This window comes from Chitinimonas sp. JJ19 (assembly GCF_036961565.1).
In the GTDB taxonomy this organism is placed as follows: Bacteria; Pseudomonadota; Gammaproteobacteria; order Burkholderiales; family Chitinimonadaceae; genus Chitinimonas.
This window is the reverse complement of sequence record NZ_JBAMDD010000006.1, coordinates 227816-247118: the sequence shown is the minus strand read 5'-3', so window position 1 is coordinate 247118 and position 19303 is coordinate 227816. Positions and strand designations below refer to the sequence as shown.

At 64.2% G+C, this 19303-nt stretch carries 16 protein-coding genes; 11 read left to right on the top strand and 5 right to left on the bottom strand.

What is annotated here, in order from left to right:
* From V7714_RS09985 to V7714_RS09950, 8 genes are all read left to right on the top strand, one after another.
* Positions 1-858 (top strand): glycosyltransferase family 2 protein, encoded by an 858-nt coding sequence (locus V7714_RS09985; protein ID WP_335709585.1) that lies wholly within the window; start codon positions 1-3, stop codon positions 856-858.
* A complete protein-coding gene (locus V7714_RS09980; protein ID WP_335709584.1) occupies positions 846-1793 on the top strand; it encodes an NAD-dependent epimerase/dehydratase family protein in 948 nt (315 codons plus the stop codon). Before V7714_RS09985 ends, V7714_RS09980 begins: the two co-directional genes overlap by 13 nt.
* A 96-nt stretch (positions 1794-1889) precedes the next feature.
* Positions 1890-3035, top strand: a complete 1146-nt coding sequence (locus V7714_RS09975) for an ABC transporter substrate-binding protein (RefSeq protein WP_335709583.1) — start codon at positions 1890-1892, stop codon at positions 3033-3035.
* A 106-nt stretch (positions 3036-3141) separates the two neighbouring features.
* Positions 3142-4152, top strand: coding sequence for an ABC transporter ATP-binding protein (locus V7714_RS09970; protein ID WP_335709582.1), 1011 nt, complete (start codon positions 3142-3144; stop codon positions 4150-4152).
* 3 nt (positions 4153-4155) lie between these two features.
* A complete protein-coding gene (locus tag V7714_RS09965; RefSeq protein WP_335709581.1) occupies positions 4156-5133 on the top strand; it encodes an ABC transporter permease in 978 nt (325 codons plus the stop codon).
* Positions 5123-5932: an ABC transporter permease gene (locus V7714_RS09960; protein ID WP_335709580.1), complete on the top strand. Its 810-nt coding sequence runs from the start codon at positions 5123-5125 to the stop codon at positions 5930-5932. The genes V7714_RS09965 and V7714_RS09960 overlap by 11 nt, the downstream gene beginning before the upstream one ends.
* 20 nt (positions 5933-5952) lie before the next feature.
* Positions 5953-7377, top strand: a complete 1425-nt coding sequence (locus V7714_RS09955) for a gamma-aminobutyraldehyde dehydrogenase (protein WP_335709579.1) — start codon at positions 5953-5955, stop codon at positions 7375-7377.
* A 147-nt stretch (positions 7378-7524) separates the two neighbouring features.
* Entirely contained in the window at positions 7525-9504 is a 1980-nt protein-coding gene (locus V7714_RS09950) for a helicase-related protein (RefSeq protein ID WP_335709578.1), read from the top strand.
* Between the two features lie 34 nt (positions 9505-9538).
* Here V7714_RS09950 and V7714_RS09945 read toward each other — a convergent pair whose 3' ends face one another.
* Positions 9539-10930 (bottom strand): sensor histidine kinase, encoded by a 1392-nt coding sequence (locus tag V7714_RS09945; protein WP_335709577.1) that lies wholly within the window; start codon positions 10928-10930, stop codon positions 9539-9541.
* A complete protein-coding gene (locus V7714_RS09940; protein WP_335709576.1) occupies positions 10927-11583 on the bottom strand; it encodes a response regulator transcription factor in 657 nt (218 codons plus the stop codon). Before V7714_RS09940 ends, V7714_RS09945 begins: the two co-directional genes overlap by 4 nt.
* Before the next feature lie 119 nt (positions 11584-11702).
* Between V7714_RS09940 and V7714_RS09935 the strand changes: the two genes are divergently transcribed.
* On the top strand, positions 11703-12932 hold the full coding sequence (locus tag V7714_RS09935; protein WP_335709575.1) for a serine hydrolase domain-containing protein: 1230 nt from the start codon (positions 11703-11705) through the stop codon (positions 12930-12932).
* 50 nt (positions 12933-12982) lie between these two features.
* On the opposite strand, the gene V7714_RS09930 is transcribed toward V7714_RS09935, so the two are convergent.
* From V7714_RS09930 to V7714_RS09920, 3 genes are all read right to left on the bottom strand, one after another.
* Positions 12983-13450, bottom strand: a complete 468-nt coding sequence (locus tag V7714_RS09930; protein WP_335709574.1) for a hypothetical protein — start codon at positions 13448-13450, stop codon at positions 12983-12985.
* Between the two features lie 121 nt (positions 13451-13571).
* Positions 13572-14978, bottom strand: coding sequence for a hypothetical protein (locus V7714_RS09925; RefSeq protein WP_335709573.1), 1407 nt, complete (start codon positions 14976-14978; stop codon positions 13572-13574).
* Positions 14978-16228: a prohibitin family protein gene (locus V7714_RS09920; protein ID WP_335709572.1), complete on the bottom strand. Its 1251-nt coding sequence runs from the start codon at positions 16226-16228 to the stop codon at positions 14978-14980. Before V7714_RS09920 ends, V7714_RS09925 begins: the two co-directional genes overlap by 1 nt.
* A 242-nt stretch (positions 16229-16470) precedes the next feature.
* Between V7714_RS09920 and V7714_RS09915 the strand changes: the two genes are divergently transcribed.
* Both V7714_RS09915 and V7714_RS09910 read left to right on the top strand, forming a co-directional pair.
* On the top strand, positions 16471-17181 hold the full coding sequence (locus V7714_RS09915; RefSeq protein WP_284195588.1) for a response regulator transcription factor: 711 nt from the start codon (positions 16471-16473) through the stop codon (positions 17179-17181).
* Entirely contained in the window at positions 17178-19253 is a 2076-nt protein-coding gene (locus tag V7714_RS09910; protein ID WP_335709571.1) for a sensor histidine kinase, read from the top strand. The genes V7714_RS09915 and V7714_RS09910 overlap by 4 nt, the downstream gene beginning before the upstream one ends.
* Positions 19254-19303: the final 50 nt, after the last annotated feature.

Genomic DNA, 19303 nt, shown 5'->3' with positions numbered 1-19303 from the left:
ATGGCCGGCCCGCTGCCTTTGCCGGAGAACCAGGGCCTCGCCTGCCTGCCGGCCATCTCGGTGATCATTCCCTGCTACAACTCGGCCGATACCCTGGCGGAGACGGTGGCCAGCGTGCTGGCGCAAAGCCGCCCGGCCAGCGAGATCATCCTGGTGGATGACGGCAGCCAGGATGGCACGGCAGCGCTGATCGCCACCCTGCAAGAGCGCCATGGCGAACGGCTGCGCACGGTACAGCAGGCCAACGCCGGGGTGGCTGCAGCCCGCAACCTGGGCATGGCCATGGCCCAGGGCACCTATGTGCTACCGCTGGACGCCGACGACAGCCTGCACCCGGCCATGCTGGCTGAGTGCGGGGCCATGCTGGATGCCGATGCCGGCCTGGACCTGGTCTACACCGATCGCCAGGATTTTGGCGACAGCGCGCGCTGTTGGGCATCGGGGCGCTTCGAGCTGGCCCGCTTGAAGTATTTCAACCAACTGGCCTATTGCGGCTTGTACCGCCGTAGCCTGTGGCAGGCCGTGGGGGGCTACCGGGTCAATGTCAGCGGTTTCGACGACTGGGATTTCTGGCTGGCGGCTGCCCTGTACGGCGCCCGTGCCCAGCATCTGCCGGCGCCCTATCTCTTGCACAGGCGGCGGCGCCAGTCTCAGCTATGGGGCATCCTGCCCCGCTACGAGGCCCTGCATGCCCAGATCATGCTGAATAATCCTGCCGCCTATGGCGAGGCCGAACTGGCGGCGGCAGGCCGCTACCTGGCCGATGGCAGCCCGGCGGCCGTGCTTTCGGCAGCGCGCCGCGTGTTCCTGCATCATTACTATGCTGATTATCCCGAGGACTCCCCTTGCGTATCCTGATTACCGGCGCCAGCGGCCAGATAGGCTGCAACCTGGCGCTACGCTGTTTGGCGGCGGGCCATACCGTGCATGGCGTGGACCTGCGGCCCAATGGCTGGTGCGATGCCTACCCTGTGCTGCTGCATGACCTGACCCTGCCCGGCACGCCTGCCGTGCTGGCCACCCAGTTGGCGGACTGGGGCAGGCCCGATGTGGTGGTGCATCTGGCGGCCCATGCCAAGGTGCATCAGTTGGTGCTAGAGCCCGACAAGGCCATGGAAAATATGGCCATGACCCAGCAGGTGCTGGAGTTCTGCCGGCAGCAGGGCCTGCCCATCGTCTTCAGCAGCAGCCGTGAGGTCTATGGCAATGCCAGGCGCGATACCACCGCCGAGGCGGATGCCGACTTTGCGCTGGCTGCCAGTACCTATGCAGCCAGCAAGCTGGCGGGCGAGGCGTTGGTCTACAGCTATGCCCGCTGCTATGGCCTGCCTTACCTGGTGTTCCGGCTCAGCAATGTCTATGGCCGCTACGATAACGATCTGGGCCGCATGGAGCGGGTCATACCGCTGTTCATGCACAAGCTGCAGCAGGGTGAGGCCCTGACACTGTTCGGTGCGGACAAGGTGCTGGATTTCACCTATGTAGACGACTGCGTGGCAGGGCTGTTCCTGGGCATACAGGCCTTGCAGGCGGGTGAGGTACGCGACCAGACCTTCAACCTGGCGAGGGGCGAGGGCCACAGCCTGCGGCAGCTGGCCGATTACCTGGCCGGGCTGCTTGGGCGGGCGGCCCAGGTGGTGGAGGCACCCACCCAGGCCGGCGAGATCAGCCGCTATGTGGCCAACCTGGACAAAGCCCGCCGGCTGCTGGGCTATGCCCCTCAGGTATCGCTGCCCGAGGGGCTGCGGCGCAGCCTGGCCTGGTCGCGCAGCTGGGCTGAGGTGCATGGGTAGCCAGCTGATGGCCTGGGCGGTAGGGGCGTATCGCTAGCGCGGATGGTCTATATCTAATTGCCCGGCTAACCGGCCGTGACAATGAGGAGACCCACCATGCACGCCCGCACGCTCTCTATCGCCGTTGCCGCCGCACTGGCAGGCAACACCCTGGCCGCGCCGCTACAGGCGCTGGGCAAGCCCGAAGGCAAGCTCAACATCATTGCCTGGCCAGGCTATATAGAGCGCGGCGAGACCGACAAGAACTACGACTGGGTGAGCGATTTCGAGAAGGCCTCCGGCTGCAAGGTCAACGTCAAGACGGCGGCCACCTCGGACGAGATGGTCAGCCTGATGAACCAGGGTGGCTATGACCTGGTGACGGCCTCGGGCGATGCCAGCCTGCGGCTGATCTACGGCAAGAAGGTGCAGGAGGTGAACCTGAAGTTGGTGCCCGCCTATGCCACCGTCGATAGCCGCCTGCAGCATGCGCCCTGGCACAAGGTGGATGGCAAGCACTATGGCGTGCCCTACCAGTGGGGTGCCAATTTCCTGGCCTACAACACCAAGGTTTTTCCCAAGGCGCCCGACAGCTGGGGCGTGGTGTTCGACGAGCAGAAGCTGCCTGACGGCAAGACCAACAAGGGGCGGGTGCAGGCCTACGATGGGGCCATCTATGTGGCGGATGCCGCGCTCTACCTGATGCACAAGAATCCTGCGCTGGGCATCAAAGACCCCTACGAGCTGACCGAGGCCCAGTATGCCGAGGTGCTCAAGCTGCTGCGGGCGCAGAAGCAGCTGATTCATCGCTACTGGCACGATGTGACTGTGCAGATGAACGACTTCAAGAACGAGGGTGTGGCGGCCAGCAGTGCCTGGGGCTACCAGATCAATGCCCTGCAGGCCGAGAAATTCCCCATTGAAGGTGTGATACCCAAGGAGGGCGCCACCGGCTGGGCCGATACCACCATGCTGCATGCCGATGCCAAGAACCCGGTCTGCGCCTACAAATGGATGGAGCATTCGCTCAACCGCAAGCTGCAATCGTCGCTGGCCGAATGGTTTGGCTCCAACCCTGCCGTACCGGCTGCCTGCAAGGACAAGGTGCCCGGCGGCAGTGATTTCTGCAAGAGCAATGGTTTCGACCGCATTGCCCAGATACGTTTCTGGAAAACCCCGCAGGCCAAATGCAGCACCCAGGCCAGCTGCGTGCCCTATAGCCGCTGGACGGCCGACTATATCGCCATCATGGGCGGCCGCTGATGCCGGTGGGCTGTCATCTGCCCGATTGCTCCGCGGCTGCTGCATGCACCGCTCTCCTGGCCGACCCAACGGTTGGCCAGGTTTTTTGCCCGCTGCAGGTAGCGTGATGAGCCATGCTGTCGAGTTCCAACAGGTAACGCGGGTATTCGATACCGTCCGTGCGGTGGATGGGGTCGACCTGACCGTCGCCGAAGGCGAATTCTTTTCCATGCTGGGGCCTTCGGGCTCGGGTAAGACTACCTGTTTGCGGCTGATTGCGGGCTTCGAGCAGGCCAGTGCCGGCTGCATCCGCCTCCATGGCCGCGACGCTGCCGGGGTGCCGCCCTATGAGCGTGATGTGAACACGGTGTTCCAGGATTACGCGCTGTTCCCGCATATGAGCGTGCTGGACAATGTGGCCTATGGCCTCATGGTGCGGGGGGTGGCCCGCGTAGCGCGGCACAGGCAGGCCGAGCACATGCTGGCCATGGTCAAGCTGGCAGACTTTGGCGGCCGCAGGCCGGCGGCGCTATCGGGCGGCCAGCGCCAGCGGGTAGCCCTGGCCCGCGCCCTGATCAACCAGCCCCGCGTGCTGCTGCTGGACGAACCGCTGGGCGCGCTGGATCTCAAGCTGCGCGAGGCCATGCAGACCGAACTCAAGGCGCTGCAGCGGCAACTGGGCATCACCTTTGTCTATGTCACCCACGATCAGGGCGAAGCCCTGTCGATGTCGGACCGGGTGGCCGTGTTCAAGCAAGGTCGTATCGAGCAGCTCTCCAGCCCGCGCGAGCTGTATAACCGGCCTCGTACCGCCTTCGTGGCCGACTTTGTCGGCGGCGCCAATGTCATCGACGCCAGCCTGGCCCAGAGCCTGATCGGCAGGGCGCAAGCATTCTCGGTGCGGCCGGAACAGATAGCTTTCGTCACCGAAGGTGATGGCGGCATCCGGCTGGCAGCGACTTTGGTGGATGTGCAGTACCACGGCGCAGTCAGCCGCTACCAGGTGGTGCTGGCCGATGGCCGGCAACTGGCCGTGAGCCACCCCAACCTGCTCGATGCCGCGCAGGCCATGCCCGAGCCCGGCCAGGCCGTGACCGTGGGCTGGCCTGCCCACGCCATGGTCATGCTGGAAGCCTGAGCTATGGCCATCCATGCACCTGCCCAGCCTGGCCAGCACGACATGGCGGCTGCCAGCATCAGGCGGCGCCTGGCCAGGCTGCTGTACCGGCGCCAGACCCTGGTGCTGCTCTTGCTGCTGACACCGCCATTGCTGTGGTTCGGGGTGGTCTACCTGGGTGCGCTGCTGGCCCTGCTGATGCAGAGCTTTTTTACCTTTGACGACTTCACCATGGCGGTGACGCCCGAGCTGACGCTGGCCAATTTCCGCGCCATTGCCGACCCGGCCAACCCGCTGTTTGGCGCCAATATCGATATCGTGCTGCGCACCCTGGGCATGGCGGCTGCCGTCACAGTGGCCTGCGCGTTGATTGCCTTCCCCATCGCTTATTACATGGCCCGCTACGCCAGGGGCTGGCAGAAAGGCTTTTTCTATATCGCGGTCATGGCGCCCATGTGGGCCAGCTATATCGTCAAGGCCTATTCCTGGACGGTGATACTGGCCAAGGGCGGCATCGTCTACTGGCTGGTGCAGGTGCTGGGGCTGACCCCCTTGCTGGAGGCCGTGCTGAGCCTGCCGGTGGTGGGCGGCAGCTCGCTCTCCACCAGCAACCTGGGGCGCTTCTTGGTGTTCAGCTATATCTGGCTGCCCTTCATGATACTGCCCATACAGGCGGCGCTGGAGCGGGTGCCGCTGTCGCTGCTGCAGGCCTCCAGCGACCTGGGCGCTCGGCCGGCACAGACTTTCCGTACCGTCATGCTGCCGCTGGCTTTCCCTGGTGTGGTGGCGGGCTCCATCTTTACCTTCAGCCTCACCCTGGGCGATTTTATCGTGCCGCAGCTGGTGGGGCCGTCCGGCCTGTTCATCGGCAACTATGTCTACACCATGCAGGGCGCGGTCGGGAACATCCCCATGGCAGCCGCCTTTACCGTGGTGCCGGTGGTGCTGATAGGCCTATACCTGGCCCTGGCCAGGCGCCTGGGAGCCTTTGATGCACTCTGAAGCCCGTGCCCCGCTGTGGCTCAAGCTGCTGGCCTATGGCGGTCTGGCTTTTTTGCATTTCCCCATTGTGGTGATTGCGCTGTATGCCTTCAACACCGAGGAATCGGCCTACAGCTTTCCCCTGCAGGGCTTTACGCTGGACTGGTTTGCCGCCGCCTTTGGCCGCGAGGATGTGCTGGCCGCCATCTGGCTGTCGGTCAAGGTGGCCACCCTGGCCACCCTGGCGGCGCTGCTGCTGGGCACCATGGCGGCAGCGGCCTTGTACCGCCGCCGATTCTGGGGCAAGGAGGCGCTGACCCTGATGCTGATACTGCCGATAGCCCTGCCCGGCATCATCACCGGCATCGCCCTGCTGTCGGCCTTCAAGCTGCTGGCCTGGGAGCCCTCGTTCTGGACCATCGCCATCGGCCATGCCACCTTCTGCGTGGTGGTGGTCTACAACAATGTGATTGCCCGCTTTCGCCGTAGCTCGCACAGCCTGGTCGAAGCCTCCATGGACCTGGGCGCGGACGGTTTCGCCACCTTTCGCCATGTAATGCTGCCGCAGCTTGCCACCGCGCTGCTGGCCGGTGGGCTGCTGGCGTTTGCCCTCAGCTTTGACGAGATCATTGTGACCACCTTTACGGCCGGCCACGAACGTACCCTGCCCATCTGGCTGCTCAACCAGCTGGGCCGGCCGCGTGATGTACCGATTACCAATGTGGTGGCGCTGACGGTGATGCTGATCACCATGGTGCCTGTCATTGCCGCCTGGAAGCTGACCCAGGGCACCGAAGCGGTGGCGGGCAGCGGCAAGTAGCTTGCTTATCTGGAGACACCATGCAGACCCAACTCTTGATCAACGGCCAGTTCGTGGCTGGCGAAGGTGATGTGGAAGCCGTGCTCAACCCGGCCAGCGGCGAGGCCATCGCCCAGGTGGCCGAAGCCAGCCTGGCACAGATACAGGCTGCCGTGGCGGCGGCCGAAGCGGCTTTTGCCGCCTGGGGCCGTACCACGCCCAAGGACAGGTCCACCGCCCTGCTGCGGCTGGCCGATGCCATCGAAGCACGCGCCACCGAGTTTGCCCAGCTGGAATCGCTCAACTGCGGCAAGCCCTATCTGTTTGCGCTGAATGACGAGATACCGGCGGTGGCCGATGTTTTCCGCTTCTTTGCCGGCGCGGTGCGCTGCCAGCAGGGCCAGGTGGCGGGCGAATACCTGCCGGGCTTTACCAGCATGATACGGCGCGACCCCCTGGGCGTGGTGGCCAGTATTGCACCCTGGAACTACCCCTTGATGATGGCGGCCTGGAAGATCGCCCCCGCCATTGCCGCTGGCAATACCGTGGTGATCAAGCCCAGTGAACAGACGCCGCTGACCACCCTCAAGCTGGCCGAGCTATTGGCCGAGCTGCTGCCGCCTGGCGTCGTCAATGTAGTCACCGGCCGGGGCGAGACGGTGGGCCGTCCGCTGATCTCGCAACCGCAGGTGCGCATGATCTCGCTGACCGGCGATGTGGCCACCGGCCAGAAAATCCTGGAGACCGCTGCCCACAGCCTCAAGCGTACCCACCTGGAACTGGGTGGCAAGGCCCCGGTAATCGTGTTCGACGACGCTGACCTGGACGAAGTGGTGGCCGGCGTGCGCACCTTCGGCTATTACAATGCCGGCCAGGATTGCACGGCGGCTTGCCGCCTCTATGCCGGCCCCGGCATCTACGACAAGCTGGTGGCCGATCTCTCCAGCGCGGTGTCCGGCATCCGCTTTGGCGAGCAGCACCTGGAAGGTGTGGAGATGGGGCCACTGATTTCCGAGCGGCAGCGTAGCCGGGTGGCCGGCTTTGTGGAGCGGGCGGCGGCGCAGGCGCATATCGAGGTGACAGCTGGCGGCAAGGCCGGCGTGGGCAGCGGTTTCTTCTTCGAGCCCACCGTGGTGGCCGGCGCCCGCCAGGATGACGAGATTGTCCGGCGCGAGGTGTTCGGCCCGGTGGTGTCCATCACCCGTTTCGACGAGGTGGAGCAGGCGGTCAGCTGGGCCAATGATTCGGACTACGGCCTGGCCAGCTCGGTGTGGACCCGCGATGTGAACCGCGCCATGCAGGTGGCCAGCCGGCTGCAATACGGCTGCACCTGGATCAATACCCATTTCATGCTGGTGAACGAGATGCCACATGGCGGCATGAAGAAATCAGGCTATGGCAAGGATATGTCGATGTACGCGCTGGAGGATTACAGCTGCGTGCGGCATGTGATGATCAAAGGCTGAGGCGTAAGAGCCTGTTCAAAGTACGCCGCTGGCCGGCTATCCGACCGGCGGTGAAGGTTACGACGGTCTACGCGGCGGAAATCGCTGGTGGCAATGGCCGTGCTTTGGTATACGCATGGCTGACTTCCCAGAAAGCACCGTATCTCCATGAATGACAGCAGCCAGAACGATATCGCCCCGACCGAAGCCACCGCCCTGAGCGACTACCTGGAGGCCCAGCAGGCCACCCTGGTGACCTCGGACGGCAGCTATGCCGTATCGGTGCATGGCGAGATCCTGGTAGGTAAGCGGGTGGTGCCCTACCACCTGATTCCGGACGATGGTTTCCTGGGCAAGGTCAGCAAATGGCGCAAGCTCGATATCGTTGAGCGCTTGGCGTTGCTGCAATCGCGCTGGAATGCCGAGGCCCGTGCCCGGCTGGAAGCCCAGTTGGGCAAGTGCGCTGACCAGGTGGTCGCCATCGCCCACGAGTACGAGCTGGACCCCAGCAGCGCCCTGCATGCGCTGCAGGCCAAGTACGAACTGGCGCGGCTGCGCTGCATTGTGGCGCTCGATCGTATCGAGGCGGCCAAGGGCAACCGCGCCGCTACCCGCCAGGCCGAGAAGACCCGCGATGCGGTCAATCTGTCGCTCTATCCCGAATCCTTTACCACCGCCCAGGGCATGAAGCGGCATTTCATCGCCATCCTGGGGCCGACCAACTCGGGCAAGACCCATGCGGCCATGGAGCACCTGACCCGTGCCCGATCCGGCGTCTACCTGGCGCCGCTGCGCCTGCTGGCCCTGGAAAACTACAACCGACTGCTGGATGTGGGCGTGGCCGTCAGCCTAGTCACCGGCGAGCAGCGCAAGCTCCACCCCGAGGCCACCCATGTGGCCAGCACGGTGGAAATGCTCAACCCCAACCGGGTGATAGAGGTGGCGGTCATCGATGAGATACAGCTGCTCGACGACCCCGACCGTGGCGCTGCCTGGACGGCAGCCGTCTGCGGCGTACCGGCCAGCACCGTCTACCTGCTGGGCGCGCTGGAAGCCGAAGAGGCCATACGTTCGCTGGTCAAGCGGGTGGGCGGCACGCTGGAAGTGCGCAAGATGGAGCGCAAGTCGCCGCTGGAGATGGAAAAGCAGCCGCTGGGCTCGCTGCGTAACCTCAAGCCCGGCGACGTGCTGATTGCCTTCTCCCGCCGCGAGGTGCTGAACTGGCGCGACCAGGTGATGGAGCAGGGTTTTGCTGTCTCGGCTATCTACGGCAACCTCTCGCCCGAAGTGCGGCAGGCCCAGGCCGAGCGCTTTATTGAAGGCGAAACCCAGATCGTGGTGGGCACTGACGCCATCGGCATGGGCCTCAACACCCCGGCGCGGCGGGTGATCTTTACCACCTCCAACAAATTCGACGGCTATGCCGAAGGGGTGATCGCCGCCCCGCTGGCCAAGCAGATCGCCGGCCGGGCCGGCCGCTACGGCGAGCATGCCGCCGGCTATGTGGCCGGGCTCGATGCCCACACCCACAAGACCATCACCGCCCTGCTCCGCGCCAAGCCCGAGCCGCTGCCCGACACCGGCTTCTTTGTGGCGCCCAATCTCGATTACCTGGAGCTGATCGCCAAGGCCACCGGCCAGACCAAGCTGCAGCCGCTGCTGGAGCTGTTTGCCAAGCACATCAATGTGCATGACGAATTCTTCCTGCCCGCCAACCTGACCGAACAGACCGAGAAAGCCCGCTGGCTGGACACCCTCAATCTCTCGCTGGCCGACCGCTTTACCCTGAGCCTGTGCCCGGTATCGACCAAGATACCGATGCTGGAACGTGCCCTGCAGGATTGGGCCCGCCACCGTGCCGAAAAACGCCGTGCCCCACTGCTGCGGATGGAGGGCATGGGTGGCCGCAACGAACTGCAGTTCATGGAAGACAGCTGCAAGCTCTACGCCGCCTATGCCTGGCTGGGCTACCGTATGCCCGAGACCTTCCCGGACGAGGACATGGCGCAGATGCTGATGCAATCCACCTCGGAAAAGATCGACCGCATGCTGGCCCAGCGCAATACCCGCCAACGCCAGGACAAGGAAAAGCGGCAGGGTCGGCGCGATGGTGGTGGGGCGGCGAAGTTTAAGGGGCGGCGGCGGTAGGCTCCATGTCGCGCCGGATGGGGCCAAGACAACGCTACCGCAACATCGGCGGTGGCGCTTCTGGAGCGTGCAAAGGGATGCTGACCGTAAAGTTGCAGCCTTTGCCTTGTATGCCGGCCGCCAGCGTGATCTGCCCACCCAGGCGCTGAATGGCCTGTTTGACGATAGCCAGGCCCAGCCCTGAGCCACTGCTGTCCAGATGCTGGCCGCGATGGAAGCGCTCAAAGACCATGTCCTGCTGCTCGGCTGTAATCCCTGGCCCATCGTCCCGAACGCTCAATATTAGCGACTGCTGCGTCTGTTGCAGCGTGATGTCGATATGGCTGCCCTGTGGGGTGTAGCGGATGGCGTTGTCGAGCAGATTATGTATCACGCACTGAAAAGCCGATTCGGCCAATAGGCAGGGCAGATGGTCCGGGGTATCCAGTGCCAGCTCCTGCTGTTTTGCCAAGGCCTTGGGGGCCTGTAGGGCAATTTCCTGGCGGAGCAATTGTGCGGCATCCACCTGGCGCAGGGTTTGCGGGGCTGCCGGGTCCAGCCGGGCCAGTTGCAATAGCTGTTGCACCAGGTGTGCGCAACGGGCAATGGCATGCTCGAGTTGCTGTTTCGCCTCTTGCCGTTCGCTGGGTGTGGCGGCCAGGGTCAGAACATGGGCCTGGGCTGCAATGACTGCCATGGGGGTACGCAATTCATGGGCGGCGTCCTGCACAAAGCTGTGTTCACGGGCCACCTTGAGGCGTAGCTGATCGAGCAGCTGATTCAGGGCATGATGCAGCGGCTTCAGCTCCTCATGGCGTACCGGCAGTGTGATGGGCGAGAGATCGTCGATATTGCGTGCGGCAATAAATTGGGAGAACTGCCGCAACGGCCGTATGCCCTGGCGCACGGCTATCCAGACCGGCAGTGCGATACAGGGAAACGCAATCAATAGATACAGCGTCAAATCCTCGGCCAGCGATTGCAGCATCCAGCTGGCGTCCACCTGAGAGGCGGCCACGGTAAGGGTCCAGCGCGATGCGCTTACGGTATGCACCCGATAGCGGCGCCCCAGCAATTGCTGGTCCTGGATATGACTGGCCTGCCGATTCAGCGCCTGCCCTGCCGCCTGGGCGGAGCGATAGAGCAGGCGGCCATCCTGGTCGTATAGCTGGAACAGCACCTGGCTGGGTATGGCATTGCGCTGGTAGAGGCCGTTGATCATGTTCGATGTCGTCTGCGTGGCGGCAACCGCCTCCTCGCCGCTTTTCAGCTGCAACAAGTTATTGCGCAGCTCGCTGGCGACATCGCGGAGGCCGGTATCCAGTTCGGTATCGCTATTGCCGGTGGTAAACATGACTAAAAGCAAAAGCAGCCACACCAAGGAGAAGGCTGCCAGCAGGGCCAGGACAACCCGTCGGATGAGGGTGGGGCGAAATAGGCTGTTCATGCTTGCAGCAGATAGCCGACGCCGCGAATCGTGCGGATATGGCCGGCACCGATCTTGTTGCGCAGATTGCAGATATGGACCTCGATGGCGCTGAATGTGAGCGGCTCGCCCAAGGGTTCTAGGCGCTGCGCCAGCTCGCCCTTGGAGACGACCGCCCCAGGCTCGCGGGCCAGCTCCAACAGAATTTGAAACTCGCGGGGTGAGAGTTCGATCTCCGCACCTGCCAGGCAGAGCCGGTGGCGCTTGGGCTCTATCTGCAAGGGGCCGATCTGCCAGGTTTCGCTGGCCTGCTGTGCGTAGCGGCGCAGCACGGCACGCAGGCGCGACAACAGTTCTGCGGTGGCAAAGGGTTTGACGATGAAATCGTCGGCACCGCTATCGAGGCCGTGCAGGCGCTCCTCCAGGGTGGCCCGGGCGGTGAGGATGATGATGGGGACCGTGGCGCCCTGCTTGCGCCAGGTATTGAGCAAGTCAAAACCGCTGCCATCGGGTAGCGAGAGGTCGAGCAGGACACAGGCGTAATCCAGATCGGCCGGGTGTTGTGGTGCATCGGCACTGCGCCGCAGCCATTCACTGCTGAAACCGGCGGCTTTCAGGGATTTTTGCAGGGCGCTACCCAAGTCCAGGTCGTCTTCTATAAGGAGTACATGCATAGCCTGCAGTGTAGGCAGAGACCTGCTGTTTGGGCAGCCCCTGGCCGGGTCGTCTTAAGCTGGCGCAAAGCTTGGGTTAGGCACGATGGCGTCCTTCTCACTCACAGGACGTCTGCATCATGCTCAATTCAAAGTGCCTTGTTGAAAATCCCCTTGCCCGCATGGCGGCGCTTTGCCTGCTGCCCCTGGCTTTGTTGTCGGCCTGCAATGGCGATTCGGGCGGCTCAAACGTGCAGGCCAGTCTGTGTGCGGCCAGGCAGCCAGGTGCATCGGCCAAGCAGATAAAGGCCTGTGAGGGGGACTTGTCTGCCAAGGTGGACAAGGCCATGCAGGGCATACAGAAAAAACATGGCGTGACCGCTGCCTCCATCTCGATCATGCATGATGGCCGGGTGCTGCATGAGCAGGGTTATGGCTTTCTGGACGCCACACAGCGCACCCCCTTGCCGGCCAATGCGCTGTTTGTCACAGCCAGCATCATCAAGCCGCTGACCGCTGCCGCCATACATAATCTGGCAGCTGCACGGCAGCTGTCTTTGGACGACAAGGTGTTCTGCACGGTGGCAGGGCAAAGTTGCTGGCTGCCTGTGCCCCTCTCGCCGGAGGAGGCGTTCGACCCACGGCTCAAGGACATTACCATCAGCCATCTATTGGCCCATCAGGGCGGTTGGGATGCGGAATTGTCTGGCGATGCCTTTGTTGCCGCGGCCTTGATCCAGGCTGAGCTGGGCCTCAATGCACCGGCCCAGCAGGAAGACATCACCCGCTGGATGGTGCGCCGGCCGCTGGACTACCAGCCTGGCAGTCAGACGGTGTATTCCAACTTTGGCTATATGCTGCTGGGGCGTATTATCGAGCAGGCCAGCAAGACGGCGTATGTCGACTATGTGTACGGCCAGATCCTGCAGCCCCTGGGTATTCCGCGCGAGGACTTCAAGCCCATGGCATCGCGCCTGAAGGATCACGACCCCCGCGAGCCCAATTATCTGACCTCCTTGCAGGTCCCCAGCGTGTTCGAGCCTGGCAAGCTGGTGTCAGCCTTGGATGGGGCGGTGCGGGCGGAAAACTGGCAGTCGACCGGCCTGGTGATCAGCACGGCCCATGCCATGGCGGCCTTTGCCGGTAGCTATGAGGCACCCAGCGGCCTGCCGTTGGCGGGTAAGACACACAACGGCGGGCACACCGGGGCGGTGCCCGGCCTTACCACGGTGATGCGGCAGTTGCCATCGGGCATCAGTTTTGCCGTGATGCTCAACACGCGGGATGAGCTACACAGCGATGGGCCGGGGTCGGTTGAGTACAGCGCGCTGTACGACATCGAGAATGCGCTCAAGGAGGCGGGCCTGTAACGGTAGTCTTGCATGATCGCATAGTGATAGAGATCTTATGCGTCACCTGCTTACACACCGTTCACGGAGATATGACTGCGGCAGATCAGGTAGCTCTCCAGCCAAGCAATGACTTCGCTGATGAACTGGATCACCTTGGGCCGCAGTCTATCGAAATAGCGATAGAAGTATTCGCGCACATCATCGAACAGGAAGCACTCGTCAAAGCCGTCAGCACTTGTAGCCACCATCAGGCGCCGTTGGAGCGTGAGCAAGTGCGTTACGATGAGCCGCCAGATATCGGATGGGATTTCGCTTAGCCCCCAGTGACCATAGTGGGCGTAAGCTGGCCAGCATGCCTTGATTCCGGATTCGATGAAAGCGAAGGCATCCTCATCCAGGTACAGCGTTTCTGCCCGTGCTGCTGCATCGTTGAACAAGCCAGGCACCAACTCCATCGTTAAGCCGCTATGCACGTCCTCTTTACGCTTCAGTTGGAAATCCAGAGGCGTATCGGGGTTGTTCTGCAACGGCGTCATGTTTTCAATCATCTGAACGTGGGGTGTATAGCATCACCAAGTATATAGATCGGTCCACCATTCTAGGGCTTGATCCTCTGCCATGACGGCGATCTGCCGGTCCCTCGCTCCACGTGAAACATCAGCGCAAGCTCACCGTCAAGCGCTTCCAGGCTGCATCCTGCCAGCGGTAGAAGGTGCTCAGCGAGCTGGGTTGGTCGGCCTGTTTCAGTACCGTCATGCTGTCCAGGCTGATCAACTGGAAGCTGCGCTGGTAGCGGCCTTGCACGCGGGCTTCGCGGGCGGCCAGCATCTGCTTGCTGCCGGGCACCCAGCCGGCAAACTCGATATAGCCGAGATCGGGGCCTTGGTCGGCCGGGGGGAGTACGCTCAGTACCCAGCCCTCGGCGGTTTGCTGGAATACCCACAGCTCGCGCCAGTTGGCCAGCGGTTGCACGGCCAGTGCCAGGGCGCTGCCGTCGGGGTTGCTGCGGGCCGAGGCGGTCCAGACCGTGCCGTAGCTGCAGCGGCGGTAAAGCGGGGTGGGGGTTTTCTGGCGGGTGTCCTGCAGCAGCACGCAGGTTTCGCCGGGCTGGCCGGGTTCGGTAACGATGCGCAGCTTGCCTGGGATGGCGGTGGTGGTTTCGGCGGCCCAGCGTGAGGCACCCACCCGCATGGCGGCGTCGTTATAGCTGGCCTGGTCGTCTTCGGCCAGCTCCTGCTTGTTGATGGCCGCCAGCTCATTGAGGGCGCGTTCGGCGGCAGGCTGGAAGGCCTCGCCCCGGCGGTTGCGCTGGTAGGCCAGATTGGCCCAGATGCCGGCGCGGCGCAGGCGCAGCTGGTTCTTCAGCTGCTCGGGCAGCTTGTCGGTGGCGATGCGGTTGAGCAGGTCGGCGGCTTCGTTGTCGGCACTGTAGCGGGCCTGCGGGTGCAGGTCGGCGCGCTGGCAATCGGGCCGGGTCAGGGCCAGGGCGGCGCGGGCGCGTTGCTCGTCGGTGGCCGGCAGGCTCAGCACCCGGCGGTAGGCATCGCCCTGGTAGCAGAGCTGGATGCGCTCGTCGCGCTCCAGGCTGGTCATGCTGATGCCGTAATGGGCGGCGACCTCCAGATGGGCGGCCACGGTGGTATCGGTGGCCTTGGCCTGACTGCTGCTGGCGCGGCGGGCCAGCCGGTCTGCCATGCTGCCCAGGGCCTCGAAGGGCTCGGCGGTGATGCTCTGGGCTGGGGCGGCCTTGAGGTAGGCGGCGCTGTAGGCGATGCCCAGGGCTTCGGCGCCGGGGGTATCGCGCAGAAAGCGCACCACGCTCAGCAGCTCGGGTGCGGCAGCCGCATCCAGTTGGGTCTGGCGTACCTGGCTGGCCCGCACATAGCCACCGCGTTCACGCCGGTGATCCCACACCTGCAGGTAGCCCAGGCGCTCGCCGCGGATTTCCAGGCTGTCGCCTTGCCACAGCACGGCCTGCTGCTGGGCGCTATCCTTGGGGGCGGCGCGCAGGGGGGCCTGGTTCTGGGTGACGATGGCCATGGCGGCCAGGGAGGCGATCAGCATTATTCTGCTCCCGCTTCGCTGCTGCCCTCGGCATCGGCCTGGCGCGGGGTGGCCGGCAGTTTGCCGATCAGGCCCGAGCCGATGAAGCCACCATCCGCCGAGGGTGGGGCGATGATCACCGAGATATTGTCCGACAGCTTGTCGGCCAGGGTTTTCTGGATCAGCAGCGGATGCTTGGTGATGACGGCGCCGTCACGGGCCATCTGCTCGCTGCTGGTCTTGCCCAGCCGCTCCATGCGGTAAACCTCGGCATCGGCCAGCTTCTGGCGCGAGTCGGCCTCGCCTGCGGCTTCGATACGGCGGGCCTGGGCGCTGCCCTCGGCGGTGCGGATGCGCGACTGCTTGTCGGCCTCGGCCTCCAGCTGGCGCTGCTCTATTTGCTTCTGCTTGAAGGGCAGCACATGCTTCATGGCTTCCTCCTGGGCGCGGGCGGCGATGATCTGCTCGCTGGCGGCGGCTTCGGCTTCCTTCTGCCGACGTACCTTCTCGGCCTCGGCATCCAGTGCGGTGGCTTCCACCTGCTTGCCCTTGAGCTCCAGGGTGTAGCGCATCTTTTCGGTCTGCAGCTCTTCGGCCAGCAGGCTTTCCATGCCTACGCGGTATTCGGGCGGCAGGTCGACCTTGCCCATCTGCACGCTGCGCAGCTGTATGCCATCGGCAGCCAGGCGCGGCTTGAGTTCGGCCTCTATCACCTGCTGTATCTCGGCTCGCTTGCTGGAAAAGATCTGCCTCACGGTGTAGCGGGTGAAGGTCTTGTAGATGACGCCCTGCACCGCCGGTTCGACGATCTGGCCGCCGATGTCTTCCGGCAGCTTGCGGGCCATGGTGCTGACCTTGGCGGGGTCTAGGGTGTACCGGATGGTGAGGTCTACCCCCAGCGACAGGCCTTCGATGGACTGAAATGGCGCGTCGCCGTTGGCGCGGCTGCTCTGGACCGGGCGGTAGACCTGATCACGCAGGCTGAAGCGGCGCAGTTCGTGCAGCCCCGGCAGAACCAGCGCGCTGCCCTCGCGCAGCTCGGTCAGGCCGCCGGTAAGCCGGTTGCTGCGCACACCGATCTCGCCGTTGCCCAGGGTCTGGATGGGCGGGTGGGTATAGAGGCCGTAGCCGGCTGCCAGCAAGACGGCGCCTGCCAGCAGCTTGCCCTTGTGTTGTGCCAGGCCGCTGGCGGCCAGTTGCCCGCCCTGGGCGGCCGGTTTGACCAGCAGGTTACGGATGGCAAGCGTCAGCTTCTTGAGACGTTCCGACATGGTGTTACCCCTTGTGTATGCGCTGTTGGAATCGCGGTCTGCAAGCCACCGCGGGTGGCCCGGGAGCAGTCCGCGTTGCCCTGCTCCTTGGGATGCATGTTGCGCGAGGGGGCGCGGAAATATCAAAGCCGGGCCGGGGTGAGTTTCATCCGCCGCCGGAAGAAAAACTCACACCGCCTGGGGCCGGTTCCATTCGATAATGGCGCATAGCAAAAACCGGCCCCTGGCCGTGGAGCAAGGCCATGTTGAAGGTTGCCGTCGTAGAAGATGATCTGCCCACCAGCAACCAGCTGCGCGGCTGGATAGAGTCGGCCCGGCCGGGCATACAGGTGGACCAGTGGTTCAACCGGGATGACGCCGAGGCGGCCATCAGTCGCGAGCGGTATGACCTGGTGGTGCTGGATATCGAACTGGGGCGCGAGCGCCATGCCGGGGTGGCCATCATCAATGCCATCAACAAGGGCTCGGGCACGCCGGTGCTGGTGGTATCGGCCATGCCCGCCACCATCTACCGCAGCATCATGAAGGCGCTGGATGCCTGGGACTACCTGCAGAAGACCACCTTCGAAGAAGGCGATTTCATCGACACCTTCCTGGAGATACTGCGTGCCGCCAAGGACAGGCCAGGCCGCCAGGAGGCCCCCGCCGCCCTGCCCCAGGGCAATGAGTTGTCGCTGGACCCGCTGCGCCAGAGCACGCCGATCTGGCGTGGCCAGCGCATCAACCTGCCGCTGACAGCCCAGCGCATCCTGGCCACGCTATACCAGTGCCGGGGCCAGGTGGTGTCCTATGACGACCTGTTCCAGGTGGTGAAAAGTGGCCGCAACCGCGACAACATCCGCAAGCATGTCAGCACCCTGCGGGATGCCTTCCGCGAGATAGACCCGGCTTTCGATTGCATCGAGAACATACCCATGCGCGGCTTCCGCTGGGTAGACCAGGCCGGCCGATGAAGCCCGCCTGGTGGAGCTTGACGCCCTACCGGCTGCGGCTGTTGTCGCGCGGGGCCTTTCTGCTGCTGGCGCTGGCTACGGTGGCGCTGGCGCTCTATGTGCTGCGCGAGGAAAAGCAGCTCAGCTACCGCAACTACCAATACGGCTTCAGCAAGACCCAGGCGCAGATTGCCGCCAAGCTCCACCACCCGGCTGGCCAACTGGCCCTGCTGAACCCACGCACCGGCAATGACAACCTGGTGCCGCTGCGGCCCCTGCTGCTGCCCTATACCGCCATTGATTTCGACGATCAGTACAAGGTGCAGCAGGCAGTGGAGATGGCCGGCTGCCTGGTGCAGTACCGCGACGGCACGCTCTGCACCGCCATAGGCAGCAATCCCTGGGCCGGTGGTTTTGTCTATGTGGCAGGCAGCTTTGCCAGCAGCGAACTGGTGGCCCATGCACGTGGCGAGGATGACCTGAGCCTGGCGCACAGGGTGCGGGTGGTGGTGAGCTTGCGCGGCCAGACCTATCGCTGGATTGCCCCGTTCGAGCTGCTGGGCCAGGTCGATGCCAGGCCGGAGGCCGGCGTGCGCGGCCGGCTGACGGGGTTTGTCGACCGTGGCCGGGTGATGCCCGGTGCCCGGCCGGTGCGGGATTTCCGTGGCTGGATCTGGCAGGACGGCCATTGCGACACCGTCGGGCCTATGGGGCCAGTGGCCTGCAGCAAGCGCTCGTTCTTCTCGCTGCGCCTGCCGGTGGGGGTGCTGCGCGATGCCTTGTTCATGAAACAGAAGCTGGTCTGGCCACCGGCCGATCTGGACCAGATACAGGTGCATGTGCAGGTGCTGCCGCCAGGCGAAGGCCCGCCCCTGCTCGATAGCAACAGCCCGGAAGCCACCCTGCCCTTTGCCCTGACCGATCTCGCGCCGCTGCTGCTGCCCGGCGAGCAGCTGCGCCTGCGCAAGCTGCCCGATGCCGGCCAGCCTGACCTGCTGCAACTGACCGGCGTGGCGGACGAACCCTACCAGCCCTCGCGCCTGATCAGCAGTGTGATACGGCGGCTGGCGGTGGCCGGCTACGACCAGCCGCTGGAAGCGCGCGAGACCATCGCTACGCCGCTGGGCAGCTACCAGCTGATACTGACGGGCGATGTGCGCAGCGTGAACCGTAACCTGGCGGTGGTGGCCACACGAGTATCGTGGTTTGTCGGTGCCATGCTGCTGGCCATCATGCTGGCCTGGCTGGCCATAGAAATCGGCATCATTCGCCGCATCACGGTGCTGACCCGGCGGGCGGCCTCGGTGTCGCGCACCGTGCGGGGGGTGGGTGAGCTGGACCAGATAGACCTGAGCGACATGCGCGGCCATGACGAGCTGGGGGTGCTGGCTGCCGGCCTGGCCGACCTGTTGCAGCGGGTGAAGGAGGACGTGGCCCGCGAACATATCCGCGCCGAGCAGGAAAAGGACATGTGGCATGCCGTGGGGCACGAGATCATGTCGCCGCTGCAGTCGCTGATGGCCCTGCACGGCGGCAGCGACGACGACAGCAGCCGCTATATCCACCGCATGCAGCAGGCCATCCGGGTGCTCTATGGCACGGCGTCGCCCAGCGAGGCCTTCCAGTCCACCACCCTGCAGGCACAGGCCATCGATATCGCTGCCTTCTTGCAGCACGTGGCCGCCAATGCCCCCAGCGCAGGCATCGCTGAAGTGCACTACCAGGGCCCGGCCGGGCCGCTATGGGCACGTGCCGATGAATACCCGCTGGAGGACGTGGTCACCCATGTACTGCGCAACGCCGACCGCTATCGCCCCGCAGGCAGCCACATTACCCTGCAACTACAGGCCAGCGACACCGCCGTGACCGTGGCCATATGCAACCAAGGGCCGGCCATCGCCGAGGACATGCTGGACAAGATCTTTGAATATGGCGTGTCGGACCAGGCCGAATCCGGCGCCCTGGGCAACCGCGGCCAGGGCCTGTTTGTTGCCAGAACCTATATGGCCAAGATGGGCGGCACCATCACGGCGCGCAATCTGGATGATGGGGTGTGCTTTGAGTTGGTGCTGCAGCGGGCGGTGGGGGCTTGAGTTGTTAGGCAGGCTGTTACTACCGCGTATGGGCTGCCTATCGCGGGCAT

Excerpts from the sequence above, each read along its gene's own strand:
- V7714_RS09930 (WP_335709574.1), bottom strand. The coding sequence starts at position 13,450 with ATGACGCCGTTGCAGAACAACCCCGATACGCCTCTGGATTTCCAACTG.
- V7714_RS09910 (WP_335709571.1), top strand. The coding sequence starts at position 17,178 with ATGAAGCCCGCCTGGTGGAGCTTGACGCCCTACCGGCTGCGGCTGTTG.
- V7714_RS09960 (WP_335709580.1), top strand. The coding sequence starts at position 5,123 with ATGCACTCTGAAGCCCGTGCCCCGCTGTGGCTCAAGCTGCTGGCCTAT.
- V7714_RS09940 (WP_335709576.1), bottom strand. The coding sequence starts at position 11,583 with ATGCATGTACTCCTTATAGAAGACGACCTGGACTTGGGTAGCGCCCTG.
- V7714_RS09975 (WP_335709583.1), top strand. The coding sequence starts at position 1,890 with ATGCACGCCCGCACGCTCTCTATCGCCGTTGCCGCCGCACTGGCAGGC.
- V7714_RS09970 (WP_335709582.1), top strand. The coding sequence starts at position 3,142 with ATGAGCCATGCTGTCGAGTTCCAACAGGTAACGCGGGTATTCGATACC.
- V7714_RS09945 (WP_335709577.1), bottom strand. The coding sequence starts at position 10,930 with ATGAACAGCCTATTTCGCCCCACCCTCATCCGACGGGTTGTCCTGGCC.
- V7714_RS09915 (WP_284195588.1), top strand. The coding sequence starts at position 16,471 with ATGTTGAAGGTTGCCGTCGTAGAAGATGATCTGCCCACCAGCAACCAG.
- V7714_RS09925 (WP_335709573.1), bottom strand. The coding sequence starts at position 14,978 with ATGCTGATCGCCTCCCTGGCCGCCATGGCCATCGTCACCCAGAACCAG.
- V7714_RS09935 (WP_335709575.1), top strand. The coding sequence starts at position 11,703 with ATGCTCAATTCAAAGTGCCTTGTTGAAAATCCCCTTGCCCGCATGGCG.
- V7714_RS09965 (WP_335709581.1), top strand. The coding sequence starts at position 4,156 with ATGGCCATCCATGCACCTGCCCAGCCTGGCCAGCACGACATGGCGGCT.
- V7714_RS09985 (WP_335709585.1), top strand. The coding sequence starts at position 1 with ATGGCCGGCCCGCTGCCTTTGCCGGAGAACCAGGGCCTCGCCTGCCTG.
- V7714_RS09955 (WP_335709579.1), top strand. The coding sequence starts at position 5,953 with ATGCAGACCCAACTCTTGATCAACGGCCAGTTCGTGGCTGGCGAAGGT.
- V7714_RS09920 (WP_335709572.1), bottom strand. The coding sequence starts at position 16,228 with ATGTCGGAACGTCTCAAGAAGCTGACGCTTGCCATCCGTAACCTGCTG.
- V7714_RS09950 (WP_335709578.1), top strand. The coding sequence starts at position 7,525 with ATGAATGACAGCAGCCAGAACGATATCGCCCCGACCGAAGCCACCGCC.